This is a genomic window from Niallia yueguangensis (assembly GCF_052663115.1).
This window is the reverse complement of the sequence record NZ_JBQTCX010000012.1, coordinates 115,064-140,199: the sequence shown is the minus strand read 5'-3', so window position 1 is coordinate 140,199 and position 25,136 is coordinate 115,064. Positions and strand designations below refer to the sequence as shown.

The 25,136-nt window shown below is 34.4% G+C and carries 22 protein-coding genes; 12 read left to right on the top strand and 10 right to left on the bottom strand.

The window, feature by feature from the left end; genetic code table 11:
• Window positions 1-213: 213 nt before the first annotated feature.
• The 9 genes from ACTYA4_RS13155 to dnaA form a co-directional block, all read right to left on the bottom strand.
• Complete coding sequence (locus tag ACTYA4_RS13155) at window positions 214-591, bottom strand: HD-GYP domain-containing protein (RefSeq protein ID WP_445505682.1); 378 nt, start codon at window positions 589-591, stop codon at window positions 214-216.
• On the bottom strand, window positions 567-1,289 hold the full coding sequence (locus ACTYA4_RS13150; protein ID WP_445505681.1) for an HD-GYP domain-containing protein: 723 nt from the start codon (window positions 1,287-1,289) through the stop codon (window positions 567-569). The genes ACTYA4_RS13155 and ACTYA4_RS13150 overlap by 25 nt, the downstream gene beginning before the upstream one ends.
• Window positions 1,290-1,464: 175 nt before the next feature.
• The gene (gene gyrA, locus ACTYA4_RS13145; protein ID WP_443483453.1) at window positions 1,465-3,966 is read right to left on the bottom strand and encodes a DNA gyrase subunit A; all 2,502 of its coding nucleotides are present in this window, start codon (window positions 3,964-3,966) and stop codon (window positions 1,465-1,467) included.
• A gap of 128 nt (window positions 3,967-4,094) precedes the next feature.
• Complete coding sequence (gene gyrB, locus ACTYA4_RS13140; RefSeq protein WP_443483452.1) at window positions 4,095-6,023, bottom strand: DNA topoisomerase (ATP-hydrolyzing) subunit B; 1,929 nt, start codon at window positions 6,021-6,023, stop codon at window positions 4,095-4,097.
• 294 nt (window positions 6,024-6,317) lie between these two features.
• Entirely contained in the window at window positions 6,318-6,566 is a 249-nt protein-coding gene (remB, locus tag ACTYA4_RS13135) for an extracellular matrix regulator RemB (protein ID WP_443483451.1), read from the bottom strand.
• 17 nt (window positions 6,567-6,583) lie between these two features.
• The gene (recF, locus tag ACTYA4_RS13130; protein WP_443483450.1) at window positions 6,584-7,702 is read right to left on the bottom strand and encodes a DNA replication/repair protein RecF; all 1,119 of its coding nucleotides are present in this window, start codon (window positions 7,700-7,702) and stop codon (window positions 6,584-6,586) included.
• Window positions 7,703-7,717: 15 nt separating this feature from the next.
• Window positions 7,718-7,930, bottom strand: coding sequence for a S4 domain-containing protein YaaA (gene yaaA / locus ACTYA4_RS13125; protein WP_443483449.1), 213 nt, complete (start codon window positions 7,928-7,930; stop codon window positions 7,718-7,720).
• Window positions 7,931-8,381: 451 nt separating this feature from the next.
• Complete coding sequence (gene dnaN, locus ACTYA4_RS13120) at window positions 8,382-9,515, bottom strand: DNA polymerase III subunit beta (protein ID WP_443483448.1); 1,134 nt, start codon at window positions 9,513-9,515, stop codon at window positions 8,382-8,384.
• A 184-nt stretch (window positions 9,516-9,699) separates the two neighbouring features.
• The gene (gene dnaA, locus ACTYA4_RS13115; RefSeq protein WP_443483447.1) at window positions 9,700-11,046 is read right to left on the bottom strand and encodes a chromosomal replication initiator protein DnaA; all 1,347 of its coding nucleotides are present in this window, start codon (window positions 11,044-11,046) and stop codon (window positions 9,700-9,702) included.
• A gap of 913 nt (window positions 11,047-11,959) precedes the next feature.
• Between dnaA and rpmH the strand changes: the two genes are divergently transcribed.
• The 10 genes from rpmH to ACTYA4_RS13065 all read left to right on the top strand — a co-directional run bounded on the left by rpmH (window position 11,960) and on the right by ACTYA4_RS13065 (window position 22,365).
• A complete protein-coding gene (rpmH, locus tag ACTYA4_RS13110; protein ID WP_152116169.1) occupies window positions 11,960-12,094 on the top strand; it encodes a 50S ribosomal protein L34 in 135 nt (44 codons plus the stop codon).
• A 310-nt stretch (window positions 12,095-12,404) separates the two neighbouring features.
• Window positions 12,405-12,755, top strand: coding sequence for a ribonuclease P protein component (gene rnpA / locus ACTYA4_RS13105; protein WP_443483446.1), 351 nt, complete (start codon window positions 12,405-12,407; stop codon window positions 12,753-12,755).
• A 76-nt stretch (window positions 12,756-12,831) separates the two neighbouring features.
• The gene (spoIIIJ, locus tag ACTYA4_RS13100; RefSeq protein WP_443483456.1) at window positions 12,832-13,593 is read left to right on the top strand and encodes a YidC family membrane integrase SpoIIIJ; all 762 of its coding nucleotides are present in this window, start codon (window positions 12,832-12,834) and stop codon (window positions 13,591-13,593) included.
• The gene (gene jag / locus ACTYA4_RS13095) at window positions 13,590-14,240 is read left to right on the top strand and encodes an RNA-binding cell elongation regulator Jag/EloR (RefSeq protein ID WP_443483445.1); all 651 of its coding nucleotides are present in this window, start codon (window positions 13,590-13,592) and stop codon (window positions 14,238-14,240) included. The genes spoIIIJ and jag overlap by 4 nt, the downstream gene beginning before the upstream one ends.
• Before the next feature lie 410 nt (window positions 14,241-14,650).
• The gene (gene mnmE, locus ACTYA4_RS13090) at window positions 14,651-16,036 is read left to right on the top strand and encodes a tRNA uridine-5-carboxymethylaminomethyl(34) synthesis GTPase MnmE (RefSeq protein WP_443483444.1); all 1,386 of its coding nucleotides are present in this window, start codon (window positions 14,651-14,653) and stop codon (window positions 16,034-16,036) included.
• 55 nt (window positions 16,037-16,091) lie between these two features.
• A complete protein-coding gene (gene mnmG, locus ACTYA4_RS13085; RefSeq protein ID WP_443483443.1) occupies window positions 16,092-17,972 on the top strand; it encodes a tRNA uridine-5-carboxymethylaminomethyl(34) synthesis enzyme MnmG in 1,881 nt (626 codons plus the stop codon).
• 253 nt (window positions 17,973-18,225) lie between these two features.
• The gene (gene rsmG, locus ACTYA4_RS13080; protein ID WP_443483442.1) at window positions 18,226-18,945 is read left to right on the top strand and encodes a 16S rRNA (guanine(527)-N(7))-methyltransferase RsmG; all 720 of its coding nucleotides are present in this window, start codon (window positions 18,226-18,228) and stop codon (window positions 18,943-18,945) included.
• 267 nt (window positions 18,946-19,212) lie between these two features.
• The gene (gene noc, locus ACTYA4_RS13075) at window positions 19,213-20,100 is read left to right on the top strand and encodes a nucleoid occlusion protein (protein ID WP_443483455.1); all 888 of its coding nucleotides are present in this window, start codon (window positions 19,213-19,215) and stop codon (window positions 20,098-20,100) included.
• A gap of 653 nt (window positions 20,101-20,753) precedes the next feature.
• A complete protein-coding gene (locus ACTYA4_RS13070) occupies window positions 20,754-21,515 on the top strand; it encodes a ParA family protein (protein WP_443483441.1) in 762 nt (253 codons plus the stop codon).
• Entirely contained in the window at window positions 21,508-22,365 is an 858-nt protein-coding gene (locus ACTYA4_RS13065) for a ParB/RepB/Spo0J family partition protein (protein WP_443483440.1), read from the top strand. Before ACTYA4_RS13070 ends, ACTYA4_RS13065 begins: the two co-directional genes overlap by 8 nt.
• A 307-nt stretch (window positions 22,366-22,672) precedes the next feature.
• On the opposite strand, the gene yyaC is transcribed toward ACTYA4_RS13065, so the two are convergent.
• Window positions 22,673-23,290, bottom strand: coding sequence for a spore protease YyaC (gene yyaC / locus ACTYA4_RS13060; RefSeq protein WP_443483439.1), 618 nt, complete (start codon window positions 23,288-23,290; stop codon window positions 22,673-22,675).
• 747 nt (window positions 23,291-24,037) lie between these two features.
• Here yyaC and ACTYA4_RS13055 point away from each other — a divergent pair.
• Together ACTYA4_RS13055 and ACTYA4_RS13050 are read left to right on the top strand one after the other, a co-directional pair.
• The gene (locus tag ACTYA4_RS13055; RefSeq protein WP_443483438.1) at window positions 24,038-24,907 is read left to right on the top strand and encodes a mechanosensitive ion channel family protein; all 870 of its coding nucleotides are present in this window, start codon (window positions 24,038-24,040) and stop codon (window positions 24,905-24,907) included.
• A 12-nt stretch (window positions 24,908-24,919) separates the two neighbouring features.
• Complete coding sequence (locus ACTYA4_RS13050; protein WP_443483437.1) at window positions 24,920-25,117, top strand: DUF951 domain-containing protein; 198 nt, start codon at window positions 24,920-24,922, stop codon at window positions 25,115-25,117.
• The last annotated feature ends 19 nt before the right edge of the window (window positions 25,118-25,136 follow it).

The following is a 25,136-nucleotide window of genomic DNA, read 5'->3' as shown; positions in this document are numbered from 1 at the left end:
ATATAATAACATTTTCATTATTATTAAGTCAACAACTTTTTTTGTTTTTTCATTAAAACATTTAATTAACTTGCTGACTTGTATGATTATAGCAACCTTTCAACTCTAACGCAACACTTTTTTTAAAAAAAACATAAATTTGTAGATGATATTTTCATTTTTAATAAAACATTGTAATACTCCTCTAAAAAACCTTACCTTACATGATTGAAATTACAAAATTTCCTCTATAAAAAGATGCCGGTTTTTTTCTAAATCTAATATATTTTTAGTTTCTGTCATATTTATTAATGGACGTGTTGGCGATTTGCCCTCAATAAATAAGATTTCTCCTTTTTCTCCATTAGATAATCTTACTTTGCTTCCAACTGTATACTGTACAATTCCAGAGCTTAATGCATTCAATGTTGTTAGATCAAACTTTCCGAAGTAATCCTGCTGCAATTTCTCTAATACTTTAAAAGGTGATTGCTTTCTTCTATATAACCTTTCAGAAGTCATCGCATGAAATGTATCTGCAACTGCAATTATTTTAGCAAATGGATGTATTTTTTTTGCTTCATTACCTAGTGGATAGCCACTTCCATCCAAACGTTCATGATGCTGATAAATAGATAATATGCTTCGTTTTTTAGAAGTGTGTGTTCAGGAATCATTTTAAAACTATATTTTGTATGTTGTTTTACTTCCTTAAATTCTTCTTCTGTTAAAGGTTCTGTTTTTTGCAACAAGAAAGGGCTCACTTTAGCCATACCAGCATCGCTTAAACAACCTGCCAAAGCAATTTGGATTACGTCTTTTTTAGGGTAATGTAATTTTTGAGCAAGATAAGCACTAATGACAGCAACTGCAACAGAATGTTGATAAATATACTCTTCTTTATTTGAGAGATGATAAAGTGAAAATATTTCTTTGCTTGATCCTTCTAATTCATCAAATAAAGGTAATAACATAAAACGTATATTGGCTATATTTACAGGTAATCCTGATTGCCAAGATTGAAATTCCTTTTTATATTGTTGAACAGCATAGAGAAATTTCTTAAAAAAAGTTGTTTTCTCTTCCGTTTGATTTTGACTCTGTACATCCGATTCCAATGATTCTATAAATGTAGTTCCATCAATTTGTGTACTTTCAATCATAACTTCACTAATTAAAAATGCTTTTAAAAGATTTATATGTTCATCCTTTAATACTGTTTTGGCAGTGATTATTGGTTTACTGGTTAAATTATAAACATCTTCTGCTAATATGCACCCTGGTTTTAAATCCTTTATTTTTACGCTCATTTTTATAACCACCTTCAAAATACGGACTTTTATACCATTTTACTGTATTTAACTACTAATGTTAACATCTTTATTCCTAGTTCCAATGAAACAATTTTGTTAACAGACCATTCAGCATAATTAAAAAAGCTGCCAGATATACTGACAGCTTTTTCACATAAACGAAACTATTTGATTATTCTTCTGTGTCTATTTGTTCCTTAATCGGTTGTTCAGAAGTCTCTTCTGTTTCCGTTTCTACTTCTTCTTTCTCTACTTTTGCAACCGTAGCAACAAACTCATCTTCATTTTCGTTCAGTTTAATCAACTTAACTCCTTGTGTACTTCTGCCCATTGAAGAGATATCACTGACTGCCATTCGGATTAAAACACCGCCAGTAGTAATAATCATTAAATCTTCTTCGCCGGTTACAGCTTTCATTGATACAAGTGGACCATTTTTATCAGTGATATTGCATGTTTTAATTCCTTTTCCGCCTCTACCTTGAATTCGGTATTCGTCAGCAGGCGTTCTTTTTCCAAAACCGTATTTAGTAACAATTAGAATCTCCGTATTTTCTTCTAATACTTCCATTCCAACTACTTCATCACTATCAGAAAGGGATATTCCTTTAACACCTGTAGCTGTTCGTCCCATAGATCTTACATCTGTTTCTGGGAAACGGATAAGCAACCCATTTTTCGTACCAATAATAATATCTTTCGATCCGTCTGTTAAGCGTACAGAAATCAACTCATCTCCATCTCTTAAATTAACCGCTATTAATCCGTTATTTCGAATATTGGCAAACGATGATAATGGAGAACGTTTCGAAATTCCTTCTTTTGTAGTGAAGAATAAGAACCAATCATCTACAAATTCAGAAACAGGAATAATGGCATTGACCCATTCGTCTTTTTCCACCCCAAGTAAATTGATGATCGGTATGCCTTTAGCTGTTCTACTGAATTCTGGTATTTCATATCCTTTTAAGCGATACACTTTCCCTTTATTAGTAAAAAACAGAATTGTATCATGGGTTGAAGTTGTACTTAATTGTTCAACAAAGTCATCATCATTTGTTCCCATGCCTTGTATTCCTCTACCACCACGTTTTTGCGCTCGATAAGTAGATGCAGGAAGACGTTTAATATAGCCATTATGGGTTAGCGTAATGATAATATTTTCTTCAGGAATTAAGTCTTCATCCTCAATATTTTCAATTCCGCCAGCCACAATTTCCGTACGTCGTTTATCATTAAAGCGTTCTTTTACTTCCAATAGCTCTGTACGGATAATTTCAAGAACTTTTTCTTCATCTGCTAAGATTGCTTTTAATTCTCCGATTAGTTCAATTAAAGACTTATATTCTTCTTCAATCTTCTCTCTCTCTAATCCTGTTAATCTTTGCAAACGCATATCTAAAATAGCTTGTGCTTGTTTTTCACTTAGATTAAAGTTCTCCATTAATCCTTGACGTGCAATATCCGTTGTTTGGGAACTTCGAATTAAGCTGATTACTTCATCTAAATGATCTAATGCTATCCTTAATCCTTCTAAAATATGAGCACGTGCTTCTGCTTTTCTTAACTCAAATTCTGTTCTTCTTCTTATTACTACTTTTTGATGATCCAAATAATGAGTAAGACACTGCTTTAAGTTAAGTACTTTCGGCTGTCCACCTACTAATGCTAGTAAGTTTATCCCGAAGCTCGTCTGCAAGGCTGTTTGTTTATATAAATTATTGAGTAGTACATTTGAGTTTGCATCTTTGCGCACTTCAATGACAATACGCATTCCGTTGCGATCAGACTCATCTCTTAAATCAGTGATTCCATCTATCTTTTTATCTCGGACTAATTCAGCAATTCTTTCTATTAACTTTGCTTTATTCACTTGATAAGGAATTTCTTTAACTATAATAACTTCTTTTCCACTTGCTTTCGTTTCAATTTCTACTTTTGCTCGTATAATAATCGAACCGCGCCCTGTTTCATAAGCTTTTCGTATACCGCTTCTGCCGATGATCATTCCGTATGTCGGAAAATCTGGTCCTGGGATTATTTCCATAAGCTCCATAATTGATATATCTGGATTTTTACTTACTGCCAGAACGCCATCAATTACTTCTCCTAGTTGATGCGGCGGGATATTAGTTGCCATCCCTACAGCAATACCACTTGTTCCGTTAACTAAAAGGTTTGGAAAACGAGAAGGTAAAACGACTGGTTCTTTTTCTTCCCCATCAAAATTGTCTTGATAATCAATGGTATCTTTATTAATATCTCGTAAAAGTTCCATTGAGATTTTTGACATTCTTGATTCTGTATAACGCATTGCTGCAGCAGCATCGCCATCAACAGAACCAAAGTTCCCGTGGCCATCTACTAACATATAACGGTAGTTAAAATCTTGAGCCATCCGCACCATCGTTTCATAAACAGCACTATCACCATGTGGGTGATATTTACCGATTACATCTCCGACAATACGAGCAGATTTTTTATATGGTTTATCAGAATGCATTCCTAGATCATGCATAGCGTATAAAATGCGGCGATGAACTGGTTTTAATCCATCTCGTACATCAGGAAGAGCACGCGACACAATAACACTCATTGCATAATCTAAAAAAGATTCACGCATTTCCTTACTAATATTAATTTCTTGTATTTGAGAATTTGGCGTATCAGCCATGTAAAGGAACCTCCTTAAGAAAAGCACAAGAAGCTAGAATTAAATCTAGCATCCTAAATAATCTTTCTTTTTTATACAGCCTATTTAAGTAAACAATCCTATCATTTAGAAAAACGGCGTCCATTTCATTAAATATCTAAATTGGCATAGCTTGCATTTTCTTCAATAAAGTTTCTACGTGGCTCCACTTTATCGCCCATCAGCATTTCAAATGTTTCATCTGCTTCAATTGCATCATCGAGACTTACTTGAAGCAACGCTCTAGTAGAAGGATCCATGGTTGTTTCCCACAACTGATCCGCATTCATTTCTCCCAACCCTTTATAACGTTGTATATTTGGTTTAGGAGCCGCAGGAAGAGATGCTAACAATGCATCTAATTGCTTATCATCGTAAGCGTATTCCACACGTTTTCCTTGCTGCACTTTAAAAAGTGGCGGCTGTGCAATATAAATATAACCTGCCTCTACAATTTTTCTCATATATCGATAGAAGAATGTTAATAATAATGTTCGAATATGTGCTCCATCTACGTCTGCATCCGTCATAATGACTATTTTATGATATCTGGCTTTTGTTATATCATAATCATCACCAATGCCTGTACCTATCGCAGTAATCATGGATCTTACTTCATTGTTGGATAGTATTCTATCCAATCTTGCTTTTTCTACATTTAGGATTTTCCCTCTCAGGGGTAAAATCGCCTGAAAATGACGATCTCTTCCTTGTTTTGCTGAACCGCCGGCTGAATCTCCCTCAACAATAAATAACTCACTAACTTTTGGATCCTTGGAAGAGCAATCTGATAATTTACCTGGCAAACTCGAAACTTCTAATGCACTTTTTCGACGAGTTAATTCTCTTGCCTTTTTAGCAGCTATTCTAGCTCTTAAAGCCATTTGACCTTTATCAACAATTTTTCTAGCTACAGAAGGATTTTCCAGCAAAAATTTCTCAAAATGCTCTGCAAAAATGGTATCGGTAATCGCTCGCACTTCAGAATTCCCTAATTTTGTTTTCGTTTGTCCTTCAAATTGTGGATCCGGGTGTTTAATAGATACAATCGCTACTAATCCTTCTCTTACATCTTCACCAGATAGATTCGCTTCTGCATCTTTTAACATGCCATTTTTTCTTGCATAATCATTAATCGCTCTCGTTAATGCCGTTTTAAAGCCGACTTCATGTGTACCGCCTTCATGTGTATTAATGTTATTCGCGAAAGAAAAAATATTGCCTGTAAATCCGTCATTGTATTGAAGAGATACTTCAGCTGTAATACCATCCTTTTCTCCTTCAATATAAATCGGTTCTTCAAATAATACCTCTTTATTACGATTCAAGTGTTCTACGTACGATTTAATACCGCCTTCATAGTGATATTCTTTTCGTTTTTCGTTGTCTTCTCTTTTATCTTCAATAGTAATTCGAATATTACGATTTAAAAAAGCCAGCTCTCTAATTCTATTAGCAAGCGTATCATAATCATACTCTAATGTTTCTCTAAATATCTCACCATCTGGTTTAAAACGGGTAATAGTACCAGTTGTATCACTTTCACCAATAATTTTTAAATCAGCACTAGGTACACCTTTTTCGTACTTTTGGTAATAAATATTGCCATCTCGGTGAACAAAAACTTCTAACTCTGTAGAAAGGGCATTAACAACGGAAGCACCTACTCCGTGTAAGCCTCCAGATACTTTATAACCTCCGCCGCCGAATTTTCCACCAGCATGAAGAACAGTCATAATTACCTCAACAGCAGGCCTGCCCATTTTCTCATGAATTCCGACTGGAATCCCACGACCGTTGTCTTTTACCATAATACTATTGTCTTTTTCGATGCTAACATTAATTTCATTACAATAACCTGCCAGCGCCTCATCAATACTATTATCGACAATTTCCCATACTAAATGATGTAAACCTTTTCCACTAGTAGATCCTATATACATACCAGGTCGTTTGCGAACTGCTTCTAATCCTTCTAAAACCTGTATTTGACTTTCGTCATACGATTGTTGTTCTACTGGATTTTGTTCCATTGTCATATCGATCACCTAACTTTCCATTGACATCCAAATTTAACTCAGTCTGTCGACAAACGCTCGCTTTCTTCGTTGTTCGCCTTACTCGGATGCTCATCCCTAGTAATAGAGGATGAACGACTAAATACGCAACGTCCTGTTGCAACGTCGTTCTGACTAACTTCCTGTTAGCCGCCGCTCCTCTTAAGGCTTCACGCTGTGATGCGTCAACCGTTTTCGATCAGCCTGAGACTTCTGCAAAAATGAATTTATCTACACTCTGCAAATTTAACTTTATTCATTCTGAAGAAATACAGACTAATATTCCTGCACCATTAATTTATACGATCTTTTTTTTAATGTATTTGAAGCAATAGGTGAAAAATAAATGGTATCTTGTGTAATAACGATAGATTTATAAGCATCATTTTCTGCATGAACAATCGCTTTTTTATGCTTTTCTAAAAACTCATTTGTAATCTCAGAAGAAGCCATTGTTTGCTTATCCAATATAGTAATGATTTCTAAAGTCCTAACAAGTATATTTTCACCAATATGAACGTACATTTATTGTCACCTCAACCTTATTGGATCTTTCTCATCGTCCCTGATTCCACACTAAAAGTGGAAGCTTCTTTTAATGTTTGATGATCGATTCCATCTACATTCGTTGTTGTTACAAATGTTTGTACTTTTCCCTGTATCGTGTTTAATAAGTGGGATTGACGGTAGTCATCTAATTCAGAAAGTACGTCATCCAACAAAAGGATGGGGTACTCTCGAATTTCAGAATGTATCAATTCAATTTCAGCCATTTTTATCGATAATGCGGTAGTTCGTTGTTGTCCTTGTGAACCAAAAGTTTGTACATCTCTTCCATTTACAAAAAAGAGCAAATCATCTCGATGTGGTCCGAACATTGTCATTCCGCGATCGATTTCTCGTTTTTTTATATTGAAAAACTTTTCTTCGTATACTTCCTTCATTTTCGACAAATCTTGCTCTTCTGATACATCTACAGAGGGTTTATAGTGAATTTTTAATGTTTCTAATCCTCTTGATATTCCTTTATGAATAGGAACAGCCCAATTCTCTAATAAGTGGAGGAATTCATAGCGCTTTGCGACAATGTTAGCTGCTACTTGAATAAATTGCTCAGTTAATATATCAAGCATTGTATCATCTGTTTGTTTTTTTATTTGCAATTGTTTTAAATAGGAATTCCGCTGCTGTAATATTTTTTGATATTGCCACATATCGTGTAAATAAACAGGCGAAATTTGCCCAATCTCCATATCAATGAATTTCCGTCTAACTTGTGGACTTCCCTTCACTAAATTAAGATCTTCAGGGGCAAACATAACGACATTCATATTTCCAATGTATTGGCTTAATTTCCGCTGCTCAATATGATTATACTTTGCTTTTTTTCCCTTTTTAGACACTATTAATTGCATGGGTAAATGCCCATGTGCTTTTTGTAATCTACCTTCTATTTTAGCATATTCTGTGTCCCAGCGAATAAGATCTTTGTCATTTGATGTTCGATGAGACTTAGCCATTGCTAACACATAAATAGACTCCATCACATTGGTTTTTCCTTGTGCGTTTTCTCCTAAAAAAACATTTACTTTATTTTCGAAATCCAATTCCAAATGCTCATAATTCCGGTAATTCCTTAAAAGCAACTGTTCAATAAACATATGGCTTCATCCTTTTTATAAAACAGTAAATTGGCCGAATGAAGGTATATCAATAATGTCGCCAGAACGAAGCTTTCTTCCTCTCCGCTGATCTTGCTCACCATTGACAAACACTTCGTATTCACTCAGAAACCATTTTGCCATTCCACCTGATTGTATTATTTCTGCTACTTTTAGAAATTGACCTAAAGTGATATATTCCGTATCTATTTTAATTTGATTTGTCATTTTTCCACTCTTTCAAGTTTAATCGTATCTTTTTATTTTACTAAATATTTGTTTGATACACAAAGAAAACTATAAGATTTCTTCTTATTTAGCGGATAAACGGGGTATTTAAGATGTTTTAATAAAAACTATGCTGGTATTTTTATAAAAAATGATAGTTGAATGGATTTAACTTTGTAATTTGTTGATAAATAGAGGTGCATTTAATTCAGTCGAAACATTAAAAGATGATGCCTTTGCAACTTTACATAAAAGGGGTATCTTTTTTTACGCTCTTTTTGTATAGATTGTTGTTATTTAACCCGCAGGAGTCTACGTGTATTCAGGCTGCTCCGTGCTTCAGCAATGTTTATTATTTTATTCAAAAACAACAAACTTTAAAAAAACAGCCTTTTTTTAAAACACCCTTTATGCTTAACATCTAAACCTTAATCATAAAGGGTGCCACTTTTTAATACGTTCTAACTGGAAGAATCAGCTGTAATATGGAGTCATCATTCATTGGATGAATAACAAACGGCCGCATTGCGCCTGTAAAACTAATTTTAACTTCTGTACCTTCCAACGCTTTTAATGCATCCATCATATATTTTGCACTGAATGAAATCTTTAATTCTTCTCCATCTATTGATTCACTCACCAACTCTTCTACTACTTTCCCGATTTCCGGCGTAAAAGATGAAATTTCAATAACATCCTTCTCAAGTGTTGAGAATTTCACTACATTGTTTCTTCCTTCACGCGCAAGCAAAGAAGCACGATCAATTGCTTGAAGAAATTCTTTGGAGTTCACAACAATATCTGTTTTGCTCTCTGTTGGAATTAAACGGTTTGTATCTGGATAATTCCCCTCTAATAATCTAGAAAAGAAAAGAATATGTCTTGTTTTAAACAACACTTGATTATCTGTTACAACTATTTCCACTTGTTCATCATGATCATCTAAAATACGGTTCAGCTCATTCAAACTCTTTCCTGGAATAACAATATTATAAGATTGCTCTGAAACAAAATTTATTTTTGCTTTCCTCAACGCAAGACGATGACTATCTGTTGCAATACAGATTAAGTCCCCGTTTTCCACCTTCCAGTTGACACCTGTCAATATAGGGCGTGTTTCTGAGGTGGACACTGCAAACACAGTTTGTTTAATCAAGTTTTTAAGAAGATCCGTTGGTACTTTAAAAACATTTTGCTCAGTAATTTGAGGCAAATGAGGATATTCTTCAGAATCAAGTCCATTTAAGTTAAATTCAGATTTTCCAGATCGAATAACAGTTTGTAAATTATCCACTTCAATTTCTACTTGATTTGTAGGCAGCTTCTTTACAATTTCGCTAAAAAATTTCGCTTGTAAAACAATGGAACCTGGCATTTCCACTTGCACTATTTCTGTATCGTTTTCTTCTTTAGGAATAAAGGATTCAATTGAAATATCAGAATCACTTCCTGTTAAAGTGACTCCTTCTGTTGTCGCAACTATTTTAATACCAGTTAAAATAGGTATAGTTGTTCTGCTTGTGATTGCTTTCATAACATCTTGTACACTTTGTACGAGATAATCCTTTTGGATGATAAATTTCATAAATTGATCCTCCGATTCATATATTTCTAATTGCATTATTTAATAATATTTATTTAAAAAAATAGTAGTAATAATAGTAGGTCCTGTGGATTTGTGGATAACTCTGTTTAGTAAAGGAAACACAGTCTATCCACATGTGGATAGACTGTGTCTAAGTAGCAATGAGTTATACACACTATTCTATCTATACTTTTAAAATTTCATTAATTTCTTTTAATTGTTTTTGTAAAAGAGAGTCTGATATTAGTAGCTTTGAAATTTTTTCATGAGCATGAATGACTGTTGTATGGTCTCTGCCCCCGAACTCTTCCCCAATTTTAGGCAAAGAGAAATCGGTTAGCTCTCTAGATAAGTACATGGCGATTTGCCTTGGAAAAGCGATGGTTTTTGTTCTTTTTTTTGCTTTGAAATCTTCTAATTTTATATTAAAATGCTCTCCTACTACCTTTTGAATATCATGAATAGTAATAACTCGTGGTTTGGAGCTAGGAACAATATCTTTTAGTGCATCTGCTGCTAAATCAGCATTAATGTCTTTATTAATTAAAGAGGAATAAGCAACGACTCGTATAAGTGCACCTTCTAATTCACGGATATTCGTGTCAATCTGATTGGCGATATATAGCATGACCTCATTTGGGATATCAAGCCCATCTGCTTTTGCTTTTTTTCTTAAAATAGCAATCCTCGTTTCTAAATCAGGAGGAGTAATATCTGTAATAAGTCCCCATTCAAATCGTGAACGCAATCGATCTTCTAAAGTTGGAATTTCCTTTGGAGGTCGGTCACTGGAAATAATAATTTGTTTACTTTCTTCATGTAACGTATTAAAAGTATGAAAAAATTCTTCTTGTGTTGATTCTTTTCCCGCTAAAAACTGAATATCATCTATTAAAAGCACATCTACATTTCGATATTTATCTCTAAATTCGGCACCTTTATTATCACGGATGCTATTAATAAATTCGTTTGTAAATTTTTCTGACGATAAATAAACGACTTTAGCAGATGGATTATGATCTAATACATAATGTCCAATTGCATGCATTAAATGCGTTTTTCCAAGTCCAACTCCTCCATAAATAAAAAGAGGGTTGTATGCTTTGGCTGGTGCTTCTGCAACAGCTAAAGAAGCAGCGTGTGCAAACCTGTTTCCTGATCCAATAACAAACGTATCAAATATATATTTTGGATTTAATATCGTTTTCGGAAAATCTGAAGACTCTTCTGTTTTTTTTCTTTGTTTAGCAGAGATTTGCAGATCGAACTCTTCTTCTTTTTGATTCTTAGGAATAATAAATTTTATTCCAAGTTCTTCACCAGTTATATCATAAAGTATTCCTGAAATAAGTTGGGAATAACGTTCTTCTAACCAATCGCGTGCAAATTCATTTGGAGCGGTTATGATTAAACTGTCTCCTTGTAATGAGTGCGCCTTAGTAGATTTTAACCATGTATCAAAACTGGGTTTACTTATTTTTTTTTCTATATTAACGAGGGCGTTGTCCCATAAATCTGCAATATTTTCCAAGTAGGTCCCTCCTTTTCTATTTATTTACGTGCTGAAAAGAACAGATTTACTAGTAACGAAATCCGCTAATATAAATATTTAAATGTATAGCTGTGGAAAAATATATAATAAGGAAAAAAGGTGAAATTTCGACAGTATCCACTCTTTGTGGACAACTTGAATTAAGTATGTCTAATAACCTGTCCACATCTTATCCACAGATTGTGGATAAGAAAGTTATGCACAGAAATTATTCAAATGTGAAAACAAAACTATAATATCAAATAATCATAATAACTGCAATGGTTTTTCATATCTTATCCACAAGCGCAACATCCTGTTAATAAGAAATGTCCACAGATTATGATTTTGTTAAAAACCTGTAAATAAGCATTGTGGATAGAAAAAAACTTGTCGGATTTTATCCACAGATAAAAAGAATAAGGGAATTAATGTGGAATAAAGTGTTATAAAATATTTTTTAGGTGTATGATAATAGTTAGAGAAGTTGATATTTTTTTAATAGGCTATGTTAAGCTAATTGTTGATTTTGATACTTTAAGGAGTTAGAGCGAAGAATGATGTTGGTTTGGAGAAGCGTTCGTTCGACTCCTGCGGGATTAGCGAGAAAGGCGAGACCCCGCAGGAGCAAAGTGACGAGGAGGCTCGGCGCTCGCCCCGCGGAAAGCGAGCGATAAGCTTCGGAAAACACCTTGTAACAGAACTTATTTTCAGGGTGGCCTTTAAATAAGTGATAGAAGTTTGCCGTAACGATCGAAAAGAAAATAATAATAATCGAAGTGTGTCAAAGCAAAAAGAAATTAAGCAGAGGATTAAAAAGAAATTAAATGAATAGTTGACAATTAATTGCCTATGTTTATATAATTGTAAGGACTGTCTGTAACAGCTATTCCTCAGGGAGGTGTCATATAAAATGAAAAGAACTTTTCAACCAAACAAACGTAAAAGAAGTAAAGTTCATGGATTCCGCAGCCGTATGAGCAGCGCGAACGGACGTAATGTTTTAGCTCGTCGTCGACGCAAAGGAAGAAAAGTATTATCAGCTTAGGCCACTGAAACGTCAGTGGTCTTTTTTCAATTAAGATGAGTAATTGGTCCATAAAAGGAAAAGGTAAATAATTATTCAGGGAGTAGACAAAGTACGATTTGTAAACTTTTTTCTTCTTAAACTTATGATGTATACTATTTTCTTAGAGGGTTGATTGTATTTTTTTCTTAATCCGAATAAACTTTTTATAAGAGGCTGTTCAAAAAGTCAGGGAACCATAGCGGTCGAATCTTTTCTTTGAACACGTATATTAAGAGTAATACATACGCGCTTATTCAGCAGGATTTAAGAAATAGAAGGAGTATATAAGTTGAGGAAAGAATATAGAATAAAAAAAAATAAAGAGTTTCAACAAGTATTTAAAAAAGGACAATCTTTTGCCAATAGGCAATTTGTTGTTTATAAGCTCTGTAAAACCGGACAAGAGCATTTTCGAGTTGGTTTGTCAGTAAGCAAAAAGATTGGAAATGCTGTAGTTAGAAATAGAACAAAACGATATATAAGACAGGTGTTTTTAGAACTGGAGAATCTGCTCGATCATGAGGCAGATTATGTTATTATTGCAAGAAAACCTGTTTCTGAAATGAATTTTGAAGAAATATTAAAAAGTTTAAATCATGTACTGAAGATTGCAAAAGGGATAAAACAAAAGAAAGCATAATGATGCCCGTTCATGTATGTAATTTATAAAATTATAAAATTTTAGGAGGATTTGACGCTTGAAAAAGAAATTGTTTATGCTATTAGGTCTTCTTTTTTTAGTGACCATTTTAACAGGATGTACAGAGTTTAATAAGCCGATTACATCGGAAAGTGAAGGATTTTGGAATGAATATATTGTTTTTCCATTATCACAGTTAATTATAAAAACAGCAGAATATGCTGGTGGAAACTTTGGTTTGTCCATTATTATTGTGACTATTTTAGTCCGCTTAGTTATTTTACCTTTAATGATTAAACAAACGAAAAGTAGTAAAGCAATGCAGGCGATTCAGCCAGAAATGGAAAGTCTACGAAAAAAGTACAGTTCAAAGGACCAGAAAACTCAACAAAAACTTCAAGAAGAAACGATGAAGTTATTTAAAGAGAATAACGTAAATCCTCTTGCTGGATGTTTTCCATTACTTGTGCAAATGCCAATTTTAATCGGTTTTTATCATGCCATTTCCCGTACAAGAGAAATTGCATCACATGAATTTTTATGGTTTAACTTAGGACAACCAGATCCTATCTATTTGTTGCCAATCCTTGCAGGGATTACCACTTTTATTCAAACGAAGATGACAATGGCGGGCACAGCTGCTCAAAATCCGCAAATGATGATGATGCAGTATATTATGCCAGTGATGATTTTAGTATTTGCAATCAACTTCCCTGCAGCACTATCTTTATATTGGGTAGTTGGAAATATTTTTACTATTATTCAAACGTTTTTTATCAAAGGACCTGAATTGAAAAAATCACCTGAAACAAATAATGCGGGAGGAGCGAAAAAGTGAGAGAAGTAACTGCTACAGGACAAACAGTCGAAGCAGCAGTCGAATCAGCTTTAGCTCAGCTTAAAACAACAAAGAATCAAGCCGAAATCATTGTTGTTGACGAAGGAAAAAAAGGTTTTTTTGGATTTGGAGCCCGTTCAGCTGTTGTTAATGTAACAGTACGGGAAAATCCAATTGATAAGGCGAAAGATTTTTTAGAAGATGTATGCGGTAAAATGGGAGTCAACGTTCATGTTGCCGTACAACAAGAAGGAAAAAATATACTATTTCAATTAGCTGGTGAAAAGATTGCACTATTGATTGGAAAAAGAGGGCAAACACTTAATTCTTTACAATATTTAACACAATTAGTGGTCAATCGCAATGCAGATCAGTATTATCATGTGAAATTGGATGCTGATGGATATCGTACACGTCGAAAAGAAGCAGTAGTTCATCTTGCTGAACGAATGGCTCATAAAGCAAAAAGAACAGGTAAGGCAGTATCCTTAGAGCCAATGCCTTCAGAGGAAAGAAAAATAATTCATAAAAAATTAGTTCCGTTTAAAGGAATTAAAACGTATTCTTCTGGAGAACATGACAATCGACATATCATTATTTCACCAGTAAGAACAGAAAAAAGACAATATTCTTTTAAGAAAAAATAGTATAAATAATAAATGTAAAAAGGTACTTAAAAGGAGAAAAATTCTCTTTTTAGGTACCTTTTTTTGCAAGTTAAGAAGTTAAAACTGAAATCATGTCTAGCCCCTGTGAAAAATACCCCTTTGATTCTAAAAGTAAAAAACACTTTTCGGGTCAAAGGAACATGTTTTCTTCGGGGCTGACCAAGGCGCCTCCGCTTTTCTATTTTTATTGGTTGTTTTATTGTTATTCACATGTGGATAAGATAGAATGGTATAAGAATAAAATATATTAATGTGGATAAGTGTGTAGATTTTTTTCTTTTTAAATAGTTGTGGATATGATAATCTAGAATCTTGGTTGCAAAGAAATACTATTAGCATCATGCTTAATATATAGATTATGAAAAGTAATACGAATAGAGGTGAAGAAAATGGATTTTGATACGATTGCTGCCATATCGACTCCAATGGGCGAGGGAGCGATTGCGATTGTTCGAGTTAGTGGACCGGATGCATTTATGATAGGAGATAAGCTGTTTCGAAGTATCAGTAATAAGAAAATAAGTGAAGTGCCAAGTCATACAATTCATTACGGCCATGTAATAGATCCAGCTACAAACGAACTAGTGGAAGAAGTAATGGTTTCTGTGATGAAGGGGCCAAAGACATTTACAAAAGAGGATGTTGTCGAAATAAACTGTCATGGTGGCATTGCTTCTGTAAATCGTCTTCTTCAACTGCTGGTAGTCCACGGAGCAAGGCTGGCAGAGCCAGGTGAATTTACAAAAAGAGCTTTTTTAAATGGTCGTATTGATTTGTCTCAAGCGGAAGCTGTAATGGACTTAATTAGAGCGAAAACAGACAAAGCCATGAATGTAGCGCTTGGACAGATGGAAGGAAGATTATCTAAGTTAATCAAATCGCTAAGACAGGAAATCCTTGAAACTTTAGCACAAGTGGAAGTAAATATTGATTATCCGGAATATGATGATGTAGAAGAAATGACACATCAAATGATGTTAACTAAATCAAGATTTGTACAATCAGAAATAGAAAAATTATTACAAACGTCTCAGCAAGGAAAAATTCTGAGAGAAGGACTATCGACCGTTATAGTAGGAAGACCGAATGTAGGAAAATCTTCTTTACTGAATACATTAGTTCAAGAAAACAAGGCGATTGTGACAGATATTCCTGGAACAACTAGAGATGTTATTGAAGAGTATGTCAATATAAGAGGGGTTCCACTCAGACTCGTTGATACTGCAGGCATTCGGGAAACTGAAGATATTGTGGAACGAATTGGCGTAGAGAAATCACGCCAAGTATTAAAAGAAGCAGATTTAATTTTATTAGTATTAAACTATGCAGATGAATTATCGAGTGAGGACATAAATTTATTTAAAGCAGTAGATGGGATGAATTATATTGTCATTGTCAATAAAACGGATTTACCTCAAAAAATAGATATGGATAAGGTTCGTGAATTGGCTTCTAATCAAAAAATGGTGACTACATCCTTATTAGAAGATAACGGGGTGAACCAGCTAGAAGAAGCCATTGCTGCTTTATTTTTTGAAGGGACAATTGAAGCTAGCGATATAACTTATGTTTCTAATACTAGACATATATCTTTGCTTCATCAGGCTAAACATTCCATTACAGAGGCAATTACTGGCGTAGAAATGGATACACCGATTGATATTGTGCAAATAGATTTAACAAGAACTTGGGAATTACTTGGCGAAATTATTGGGGATAGTGTTCATGAAAGTTTGATCGACCAATTATTTTCACAGTTTTGTCTTGGGAAATAGTGAACTCGTTGAAACAAAGCCAAAAATAAAAAAAATGAAATAAGGAGGCAGCAGAATGCAATACGAAGCAGGCAGCTTTGATGTCATTGTGATTGGAGCAGGCCATGCAGGCTGTGAGGCAGGACTCGCATCTGCAAGATTAGGCGCAAAAACATTGATGTTAACCATTAACCTCGATATGGTTGCTTTTATGCCATGCAACCCTTCTGTTGGTGGTCCAGCTAAAGGGATTGTTGTAAGAGAAATTGATGCCCTTGGCGGTGAAATGGGGAAAAACATCGATAAAACATATATTCAAATGAGAATGTTGAATACAGGAAAAGGACCGGCTGTACGAGCATTAAGAGCACAGGCGGATAAATATATGTATCAGCATGAGATGAAAAAAACACTAGAAAACGAACCGAATTTAACGTTAATTCAAGGAATGGTCGAACAGCTGATTGTGGAAGACGATGTTGTAAAAGGTGTTGTAACAAAATCGGGTGCCGTTTATACGTCAAAAACAGTAGTAGTAACAACTGGTACTTATCTTCGTGGAGAGATCATTCTTGGTGAATTAAAATATTCAAGCGGTCCAAATAATCAACAGCCTTCTGTTCGATTATCCGAGCATTTGCAAGAATTAGGATTTGATTTAGTTCGTTTTAAAACAGGTACACCGCCTCGAGTAAACAGTCATTCCATTGATTACAGCAAAACGGAAATTCAGCCTGGTGATGATGTGCCTCGAGCATTTTCGTATGAGACAACAACTTATATTACAGAGCAGCTGCCATGTTGGTTAACGTATACGAATGAAACAACCCATCAATTAATTGATGCGAATTTACATCGTTCACCAATGTATTCTGGGATGATCAAAGGAACTGGACCGCGTTATTGTCCATCTATTGAAGATAAAGTAGTTCGTTTTAATGATAAACCGAGACATCAAATTTTCTTAGAACCAGAAGGAAAAAACACGCAAGAAGTTTATGTACAAGGATTATCCACTAGCTTGCCTGAAGATGTTCAACAGCAAATATTAAAAACGATACCAGGGCTTGAAAATGTACAAATGATGAGAGCTGGTTATGCGATTGAGTACGATGCAATCGTACCTACTCAATTGTGGCCGACACTGGAAACGAAAAAAATCAAAAATCTTTATACGGCAGGTCAAATTAACGGTACTTCTGGATATGAAGAGGCGGCAGGTCAAGGGTTAATGGCTGGAATGAATGCTGGTTTAAGATCGTTGGATAAAGAAGAAGTGATTTTAAGCCGCTCTGACGCTTATATTGGGGTACTAATTGACGACCTAGTAACAAAAGGAACGAATGAACCTTATCGACTTTTAACATCTAGAGCGGAATATCGATTATTGCTTCGTCATGACAATGCGGATTTACGTTTAACAGATATAGGAGCAAAAATTGGGTTAATCTCTAACGAACGCTATGAAAAATATACAGAGAAAAAGCAGTTGATCGAGCAAGAAAAACAACGCTTAAAAGAGATTATTTTAAAACCAAACGAGCAAGTTCAACAAGTGATTAAAGCGCAAGGCGGAAGTGAATTAAAGGATGGCATTCGGGCAGCGGATTTATTAAGACGACCTGAAATGAACTATAGCCATATTCACTTACTAACACCAAGTGAGCTGCCATTAACGGATGAAGTAATGGAGCAAGTAGAGATACAAATCAAATATGAAGGTTATATTGAAAAATCTTTACAGCAAGTAGAAAGATTAAAGAAAATGGAAAACAAAAAAATTCCAGAAAATATTGATTATGATGCTATCTCAAGCTTAGCAACAGAAGCAAAACAGAAACTTAAAACGGTTCGCCCATTATCTATTGCGCAAGCATCACGAATTTCAGGTGTAAACCCAGCAGATATTTCGATTCTGTTAGTTTATTTAGAACAAGGCCGTATTGCACGTGTTTAAAAAGTTAAGGCTGTTTTCTAAAAGTTTGTTGTTTTTGAATAAAATAATAAACATGGTTGAAACACTGAGCAGCCTGCATACACGTAGACTCCTGCGGGAAAAGCGAGAAAGACGAGACCCCACAGGAGCATAGCGACGAGGAGGCTCGGCACTCGTTCGCGGAAAGCGAAGTGTATTCAGGCTGCGGGTTAAATAACAACAATCTATACGAAAAGAGCCAAAAGTAATTATTTTGTCTTGAAAGGGTTCAATCATGAATACAGAACAATTTATTCAAATGCTTTCAGAAAAAGGAATTATTCTGTCAGAAAAGCAACTGAAACAATTTGAGATTTATTTTCAAACATTGGTAGAGTGGAATGAAAAAATGAATCTTACCGCTATTACGGAAAAAGAAGATGTGTATTTAAAACATTTTTATGATTCCATCACTGCTGCATTTTATTTTGAGTCATTAAAGAAGCCTGCGACCCTTTGTGATGTTGGGGCAGGCGCTGGTTTTCCAAGCATTCCATTAAAAATTGTTTTTCCGCAATTAAAAGTAACAATAGTAGACTCCTTAATGAAGAGAATTCATTTTTTAGAGCATTTAGCTAAAGTGCTTCAGTTAGAAGAGGTCGAATTTGTACACGATCGTGCTGAAACTTTTGGGAAAAAGAACGATTATCGGGAAAGCTTTGATATTGTAACAGCAAGAGCAGTAGCAAGGTTATCTGTCTTAAGTGAGTTATGTTTACCACTTGTCAAAGTTGGTGGAACATTTGTGGCAATGAAAGCAGCAAGTGCACAGGAAGAATTACAAGCAGGTCAAAAGGCGATTGCAACTTTAGGCGGCAAACTAGTAAAGACTCACTCTTTTGTTTTACCAAAAGAAGAAAGTGAACGAAATATATTGATCATCTCTAAAGAAAAACAAACACCGAAGAAATATCCAAGAAAACCGGGTACACCGAATAAAGAACCGATTGAGTAAACTTGTAAATAGCTTACACCTCCATTCCCTTATGTAAAAGATAGGAGGTGTAAGAATCATTTTTTCTTAAGGCAGGCAAATAGAAAAATAGTTTATCAACTAGTAAGCTATATCATTTTTCCTAACTACTATATAATAATATAACTATAAATGGCACATTCTATGAAAATTCGAGAAGTTTCTTATTATAATTGATATATTTTGCAGGACATGCTATTCATTTTAGAGAATATGTAATAGGGAGTTTCGTAAAGGTGGTGCAGGGTGATGAAGTCCTCTTTCTCACGCTTTTTTGGCCTGGGCGAAAAGGAAGATATAACAGACGCAAGTCAAATTGGAGCAGAAGATGCTAATGAGGAGTTGGAGAAGTTGGGGAACAATGAGGAGATTCATAAAATTTCTATTAATCAAATTGTTCCAAACCGTTTTCAGCCAAGAACGGTATTTGATGATGAAAAAATTGAAGAATTATCAAGAACCATCCATACACATGGCATTATTCAACCAATTGTAGTTAGAGAATTTGAAACGGATAAATATGAAATCATAGCTGGCGAAAGAAGATGGCGAGCTATGAAGAAATTAGGCTGGGAAGAAGTTCCCGCCATCATAAAAAATATGAGTGATACAGAAACCGCATCTGTTGCGTTAATTGAAAACCTCCAAAGGGAGGAACTTTCTCCTATAGAAGAAGCAATTGCTTACGGAAAATTACTAGAACTACATAATTTAACACAGGAAGCACTTGCACAAAGGCTAGGGAAAGGTCAATCAACAGTAGCGAATAAGTTAAGACTTTTAAAACTTCCAGAAGAAATTCAGGATGCTTTATTAAATAAACAAATTTCTGAACGACATGCACGTTCTATGATTCCTTTAAAAGAAAAAGATAAACAATTGCGTCTTCTTCAAGAAATTATGGAAAAGCATTTAAATGTTAAACAAACAGAAGAACGTGTGTTAAAAATGCTAGAGCAATCGGAAAATAAACCAAAGCCTAAACGCAAAGCCTTCAGTAAAGATATGCGTATTGCAGTCAACACGATACGACAATCTTTAACAATGGTTTCAGACAGCGGTATCAATCTTAATGCAGAAGAAGAAGAATTTGAAGATTTTTATCAATTTACGATTAAAATACCGAAGAAGAAGTAGAATATTATTTCAGATCTGTAAACTTTTTATATTGATAGAAACTAAATGATGAAATATATGATGATTCCCTGTGAGAATACGAACCAATCTGGTTTTTATTTCTCACATTTTTTTTTGTTTAGGCTACCCTGAAAATAAGCTTCGGAAAATCAACATCATTCTTAGCTCTAACTCCTTATTATCCTCCTTTCTACTATAGTGCTGCAGTCACTTCTCTTTTCGTTTTTTATAATGAACAATTTAAATATATAAAAGGGATCTTCCGTATCTAATTTTGCAAGAAAAAAACAAACCTTTAAAAAAAGACGATATTTAGAAGTTTTCATGATAAAATAAAATACATGATTACATATAGTTACAATCTGGTAAAAGAGTAGATATCTAGCTATATCAATCTGTAAATTATGAATTATATGTCTTTTAAAGAAGTTTAAAAAGGCACCAAATGATAAGCGGCGAATCTCTTCGTTGGCTTGCTTTTCCGCTACTCACGTATATAACAGCATACGCTGTGTTGCTCAAAGCTAAGCCGCCTCGACCTTCTTGCTTCTAATTTGTTACCTTTTTGAACAAGCACTTTTAGACTTAAATTTACAAAATAATCCTATAACTGTTGTACATTTTAATTTATGGTAATAAAGGTAGGTGACATCATGGGAAAAATAATTACCGTTGCTAACCAAAAAGGGGGAGTTGGGAAAACAACTACCTCAGTCAATCTTGGCTCTTGTTTAGCATATATCGGAAAAAAAGTATTATTAGTAGATATTGATCCTCAAGGGAATGCAACGAGTGGAGTAGGAATTGAAAAAGCAGATGTGGATTATTGTGTTTATGATGTATTAGTAGATGACTTGGAAGTAAAACAAGTAATAAAAGCAACGAATGTAGAAAACCTCCAAGTTATTCCGGCAACTATTCAGCTTGCGGGAGCGGAGATTGAACTTGTTTCCACCATATCAAGAGAAGTCCGCTTGAAACGGGCGCTTGAAGAAGTGAAAGACAACTATGATTATATTTTAATTGATTGTCCTCCTTCATTAGGACTGCTAACCATTAATGCTTTAACTGCTTCGGATGCAGTATTAATACCTGTTCAATGCGAGTACTATGCGTTGGAAGGTTTAAGTCAATTATTAAATACTGTAAGACTTGTTCAAAAACATTTAAATCATGAGTTAGCTATTGAAGGTGTTCTTTTAACCATGCTAGATGCAAGAACAAATTTAGGATTACAAGTTATTGAAGAAGTAAAAAAATATTTTCAAGATAAAGTGTATAAAACGATCATTCCAAGAAATATTCGTTTAAGTGAAGCTCCTAGCCATGGCGAACCTATTATCATTTATGATCCAAAATCCCGAGGTGCAGAAGTTTATCTAGAATTGGCGAAGGAAGTGGTCACTAGTGGCTAAAGGATTAGGGAAAGGTCTTGATGCTTTTTTTCCAAGTATGAAGGCAGAAAAGGAAGAAGTTATTCAAGAAATAAGTATAAAAGAACTTCGACCAAATCCTTATCAGCCAAGAAAAGTATTTGAGAAGAAAGCAATTGAAGAATTAAAAGCATCAATATTAGAGCATGGAATATTACAACCAATCATTGTTCGGAAAAGCATTAAAGGTTTTGAAATTGTTGTTGGTGAGCGTAGATATCGTGCAGCTAAAGAAGCAAAACTAGAAGTGATTCCTGCTGTTGTTCGAGAACTGTCAGAACAACAAATGATGGAATTAGCCGTATTGGAAAACCTTCAAAGAGAGGATTTATCTCCAATAGAAGAAGCACATGCTTACCAATTGCTAATGAAAAAACTGAAAATTACGCAAGAAGAACTTTCAAAGCGCTTAGGAAAAAGCAGACCACATATTGCAAATCATGTTCGTTTATTATCATTACCTTCATCCATTCAAGAAAATATTTCTAATGGAACATTATCAATGGGACATGGAAGGGCATTATTAAGTTTAAAAAATAAAGATAAACTTTCATTAGTTGTAGAAAAAGTAATAAAAGAAGGATTAAATGTCCGGCAATTGGAGCACTTCATTCAACAAATGAATGAAAATGTTTCACGTGAAACAAAAAATGAAAAAAAAGAGACAAAAAGTGTGTTTATTAAAGAGCAAGAGTCTTATTTACGAGAAAGATTCGGTACAACTGTTCATATTAAACAAACAAAAAACAAAGGAAAAATAGAAATTGAGTTTTTTTCAGAGGATGATTTAGAACGACTACTCGAATTATTTACTGTAGAAAACAGTGACTAATGTACCTCGCTATGGGCGTTTCGCTTTTCTTAAAAGATAAGAGAGTATAAAATTTCGAACCTAGTTTAGTGTCTAGCTCCGGCGCCTAGCCCCTGTGAAAGATAACCTCGTGCCTCTAAAAGTAAAAAACACTTTTGAGTCAAGAGAACATTTTTCTTCGGGGCTGTTCAAGGCGCCTGCGCTTTTCTTATAAGGTGTGACTTCCACTGTTCAAATTCTTGTTATAGTTTTCTTATACGAAGAATTTGCGGAGTGGAGGTCTTATTTTATTTTTTCTAAATAGTGGATATGTTAAAAAATTTGCAACTTAAACTGGTCGTTCTTTAAGGGGGTACTCTGTTAGATCAGTTGTGGTCATATATCGTAAACTAGTATGATATATCCCTTTTGAAATGATTTTAGCCATGTTTAAAACTAAACTTAATCTAGTATTTTGTAATACTAAAAATTCCATAAAGCCGCTAATATTAACGATGCCTGTTATATGGATATGACCAACAGGTGGAAGTTCTTTTTTTACACCGCTTCCAGGCTTTACCGGTCCGTCTCCGATTTGAATCATTCCAACACTTTTCATTCTTCCTAAACAAGCGTCTATGCCGATAATAAAAGGGTTTTCATGAAGGTGGTAAATCTCTTTTATGCGTTCTTCTAGATTAAGAGCATGTATCGGATCATCTAATGTACCATAAACGTTAAAAGGAGTAATATTTTTTTCACTTAATAAAGTACCGATAAGTGGACCTAATGAATCTCCAGTAGATCGATCTGTCCCAATACAAATAAATACAATTGGTTGATTTGATGTCACGAGTGGTAAATGCTTAGATAAAGAGTCTGCAAGTTTATAAGAAGCTAATTGTTCATTATAAGCAATTCTAACTGGTAGTTCATTTTTTTCGAAAAGATTGGAATATATGTCCATTAGATCTACTCCTTTATCACATCAGACTAAAATAAGGTTCGGCAATCTAACTTAAATAGAACTTTATTATGGAGACGGTTCTCAAATAATTATCGTACTATCAGTATACGGAAATATGATGTATTCTATACGTATACAGTAGTAATTCGGTTAGAAAAGGGGAAAAAGTTGGGGGAGTTGGAAGATAAGTAAGTATTTAGTCCCTTCTTATATTATTACTACAAAGTCTGTCTAAAACCTGTTAAAATAAATTTGTTTTATAGATTGTTCAAAAAGTCCAGGATCCATAGCGGTCGAATCTCTTCTTCGCTCTGATTATCCCCCCTTTTTGAACACGTATTTTACTATACAATTTATTTATAGTAAGGCTCTGTTATATTTTAGTGTTGTTTTTTAGATAGATTGATTAGATAGATCGTCCGCAGAAGAGGATTCTCGCGAATATCAACATTGTAGTTTAACAGAGCCTATATTAATAAAAATGCTACATCTTACAAAATATAAGGCTGTATTCTCAAAGTTTGTTGTTTTTTACGTAAAAAAATGGGAGAAGAAGTACTCAGCAGACTGAATACACGTAGACTCCTGTGGGAATGCGAGAAAGACGAGACCCCACAGGAGCGTATGCGACGAGGAGGCTCGACGCTCGCCCACGGAAAGCGAAGTGTATTCGGGCTGCGAGTTTAAAAGCTACAATCTTTACGAAAACAGCCAAATATATTAGCAGACAAAAGAACAGAAAAAGAGGTGTACAAGGTGGAAAAACTAGTTTCTGATAGCATAGATTTAATTACAGATGAAAAAATTTGGATGAATATAGGCAAAGGTGCACTAAAACTCGTTATTATTCTTATTGTAAGCACCATTTTAATAAAATTAGGTAAATTAGCAATAAAAAATATCTTTAAAGTACGTCCACATTCTGCTATTCGCATTACCGAAAGACGGGAAGCTACTTTAGTTAAACTATTAGAAAATACGTTAACATATGTAGTGTACTTTATTTCAGCAATGACGATTCTGTCTATATTTGGTATTAATGTACAGGCTTTATTAGCTGGTGCCGGAATAGTTGGTCTAGCTGTTGGTTTTGGTGCCCAAAGTTTAGTAAAAGACATTATTACTGGTTTTTTCATTATATTTGAAGATCAGTTTTCTGTAGGGGATTATGTTAGAGTCGGCACATTTGAAGGAACAGTCGAAGAAATTGGGCTGCGTACGACAAAAATAAAAAGCTATACGGGAGAAGTGAATATTTTACCAAATGGTAGTATAGTGGAAGTAACAAACTTCTCCGTTAATAATAGTCGTGCTGTAGTAGATGTAAGTATTGCTTATCAAGGAGATATAAATAAAGCTGAAAAAGTGATTCGAGAACGTTTAGCAACATTAGAAGAAAAATATGAACAAATTGTCGGAACACCAGAGCTTTTAGGTATTCAAAATATACAAGCAACGGAAATAGTTCTTCGAGTTGTGGCAGAAACTTTACCGGCGCAGCAAATTGGTGTTGCAAGAATTTTAAGAAAAGAAATAAAAGCAGTATTAGATGAAAATGGAATAGAAAGTCCTTTGCCAAGATTAGTTATGTATTCTAAACCGGAGACTAGCAAGTAACTAGGAGGGAATATGGAGCCGAAAGAGTATGGAATTAATGATATAGTAGAAATGAAAAAGGCACATCCATGCGGTACAAATCGTTGGAAAATCATTCGCATGGGCATGGATATAAGAATTAAATGTGAAGGATGCGACCATAGCGTTCTCATTCCAAGAAAAGAATTTTCTAGGAAAATGAAGAAGGTATTAGTAAAGCATGAACAATGATTCATGCTTTTTTTGTAGG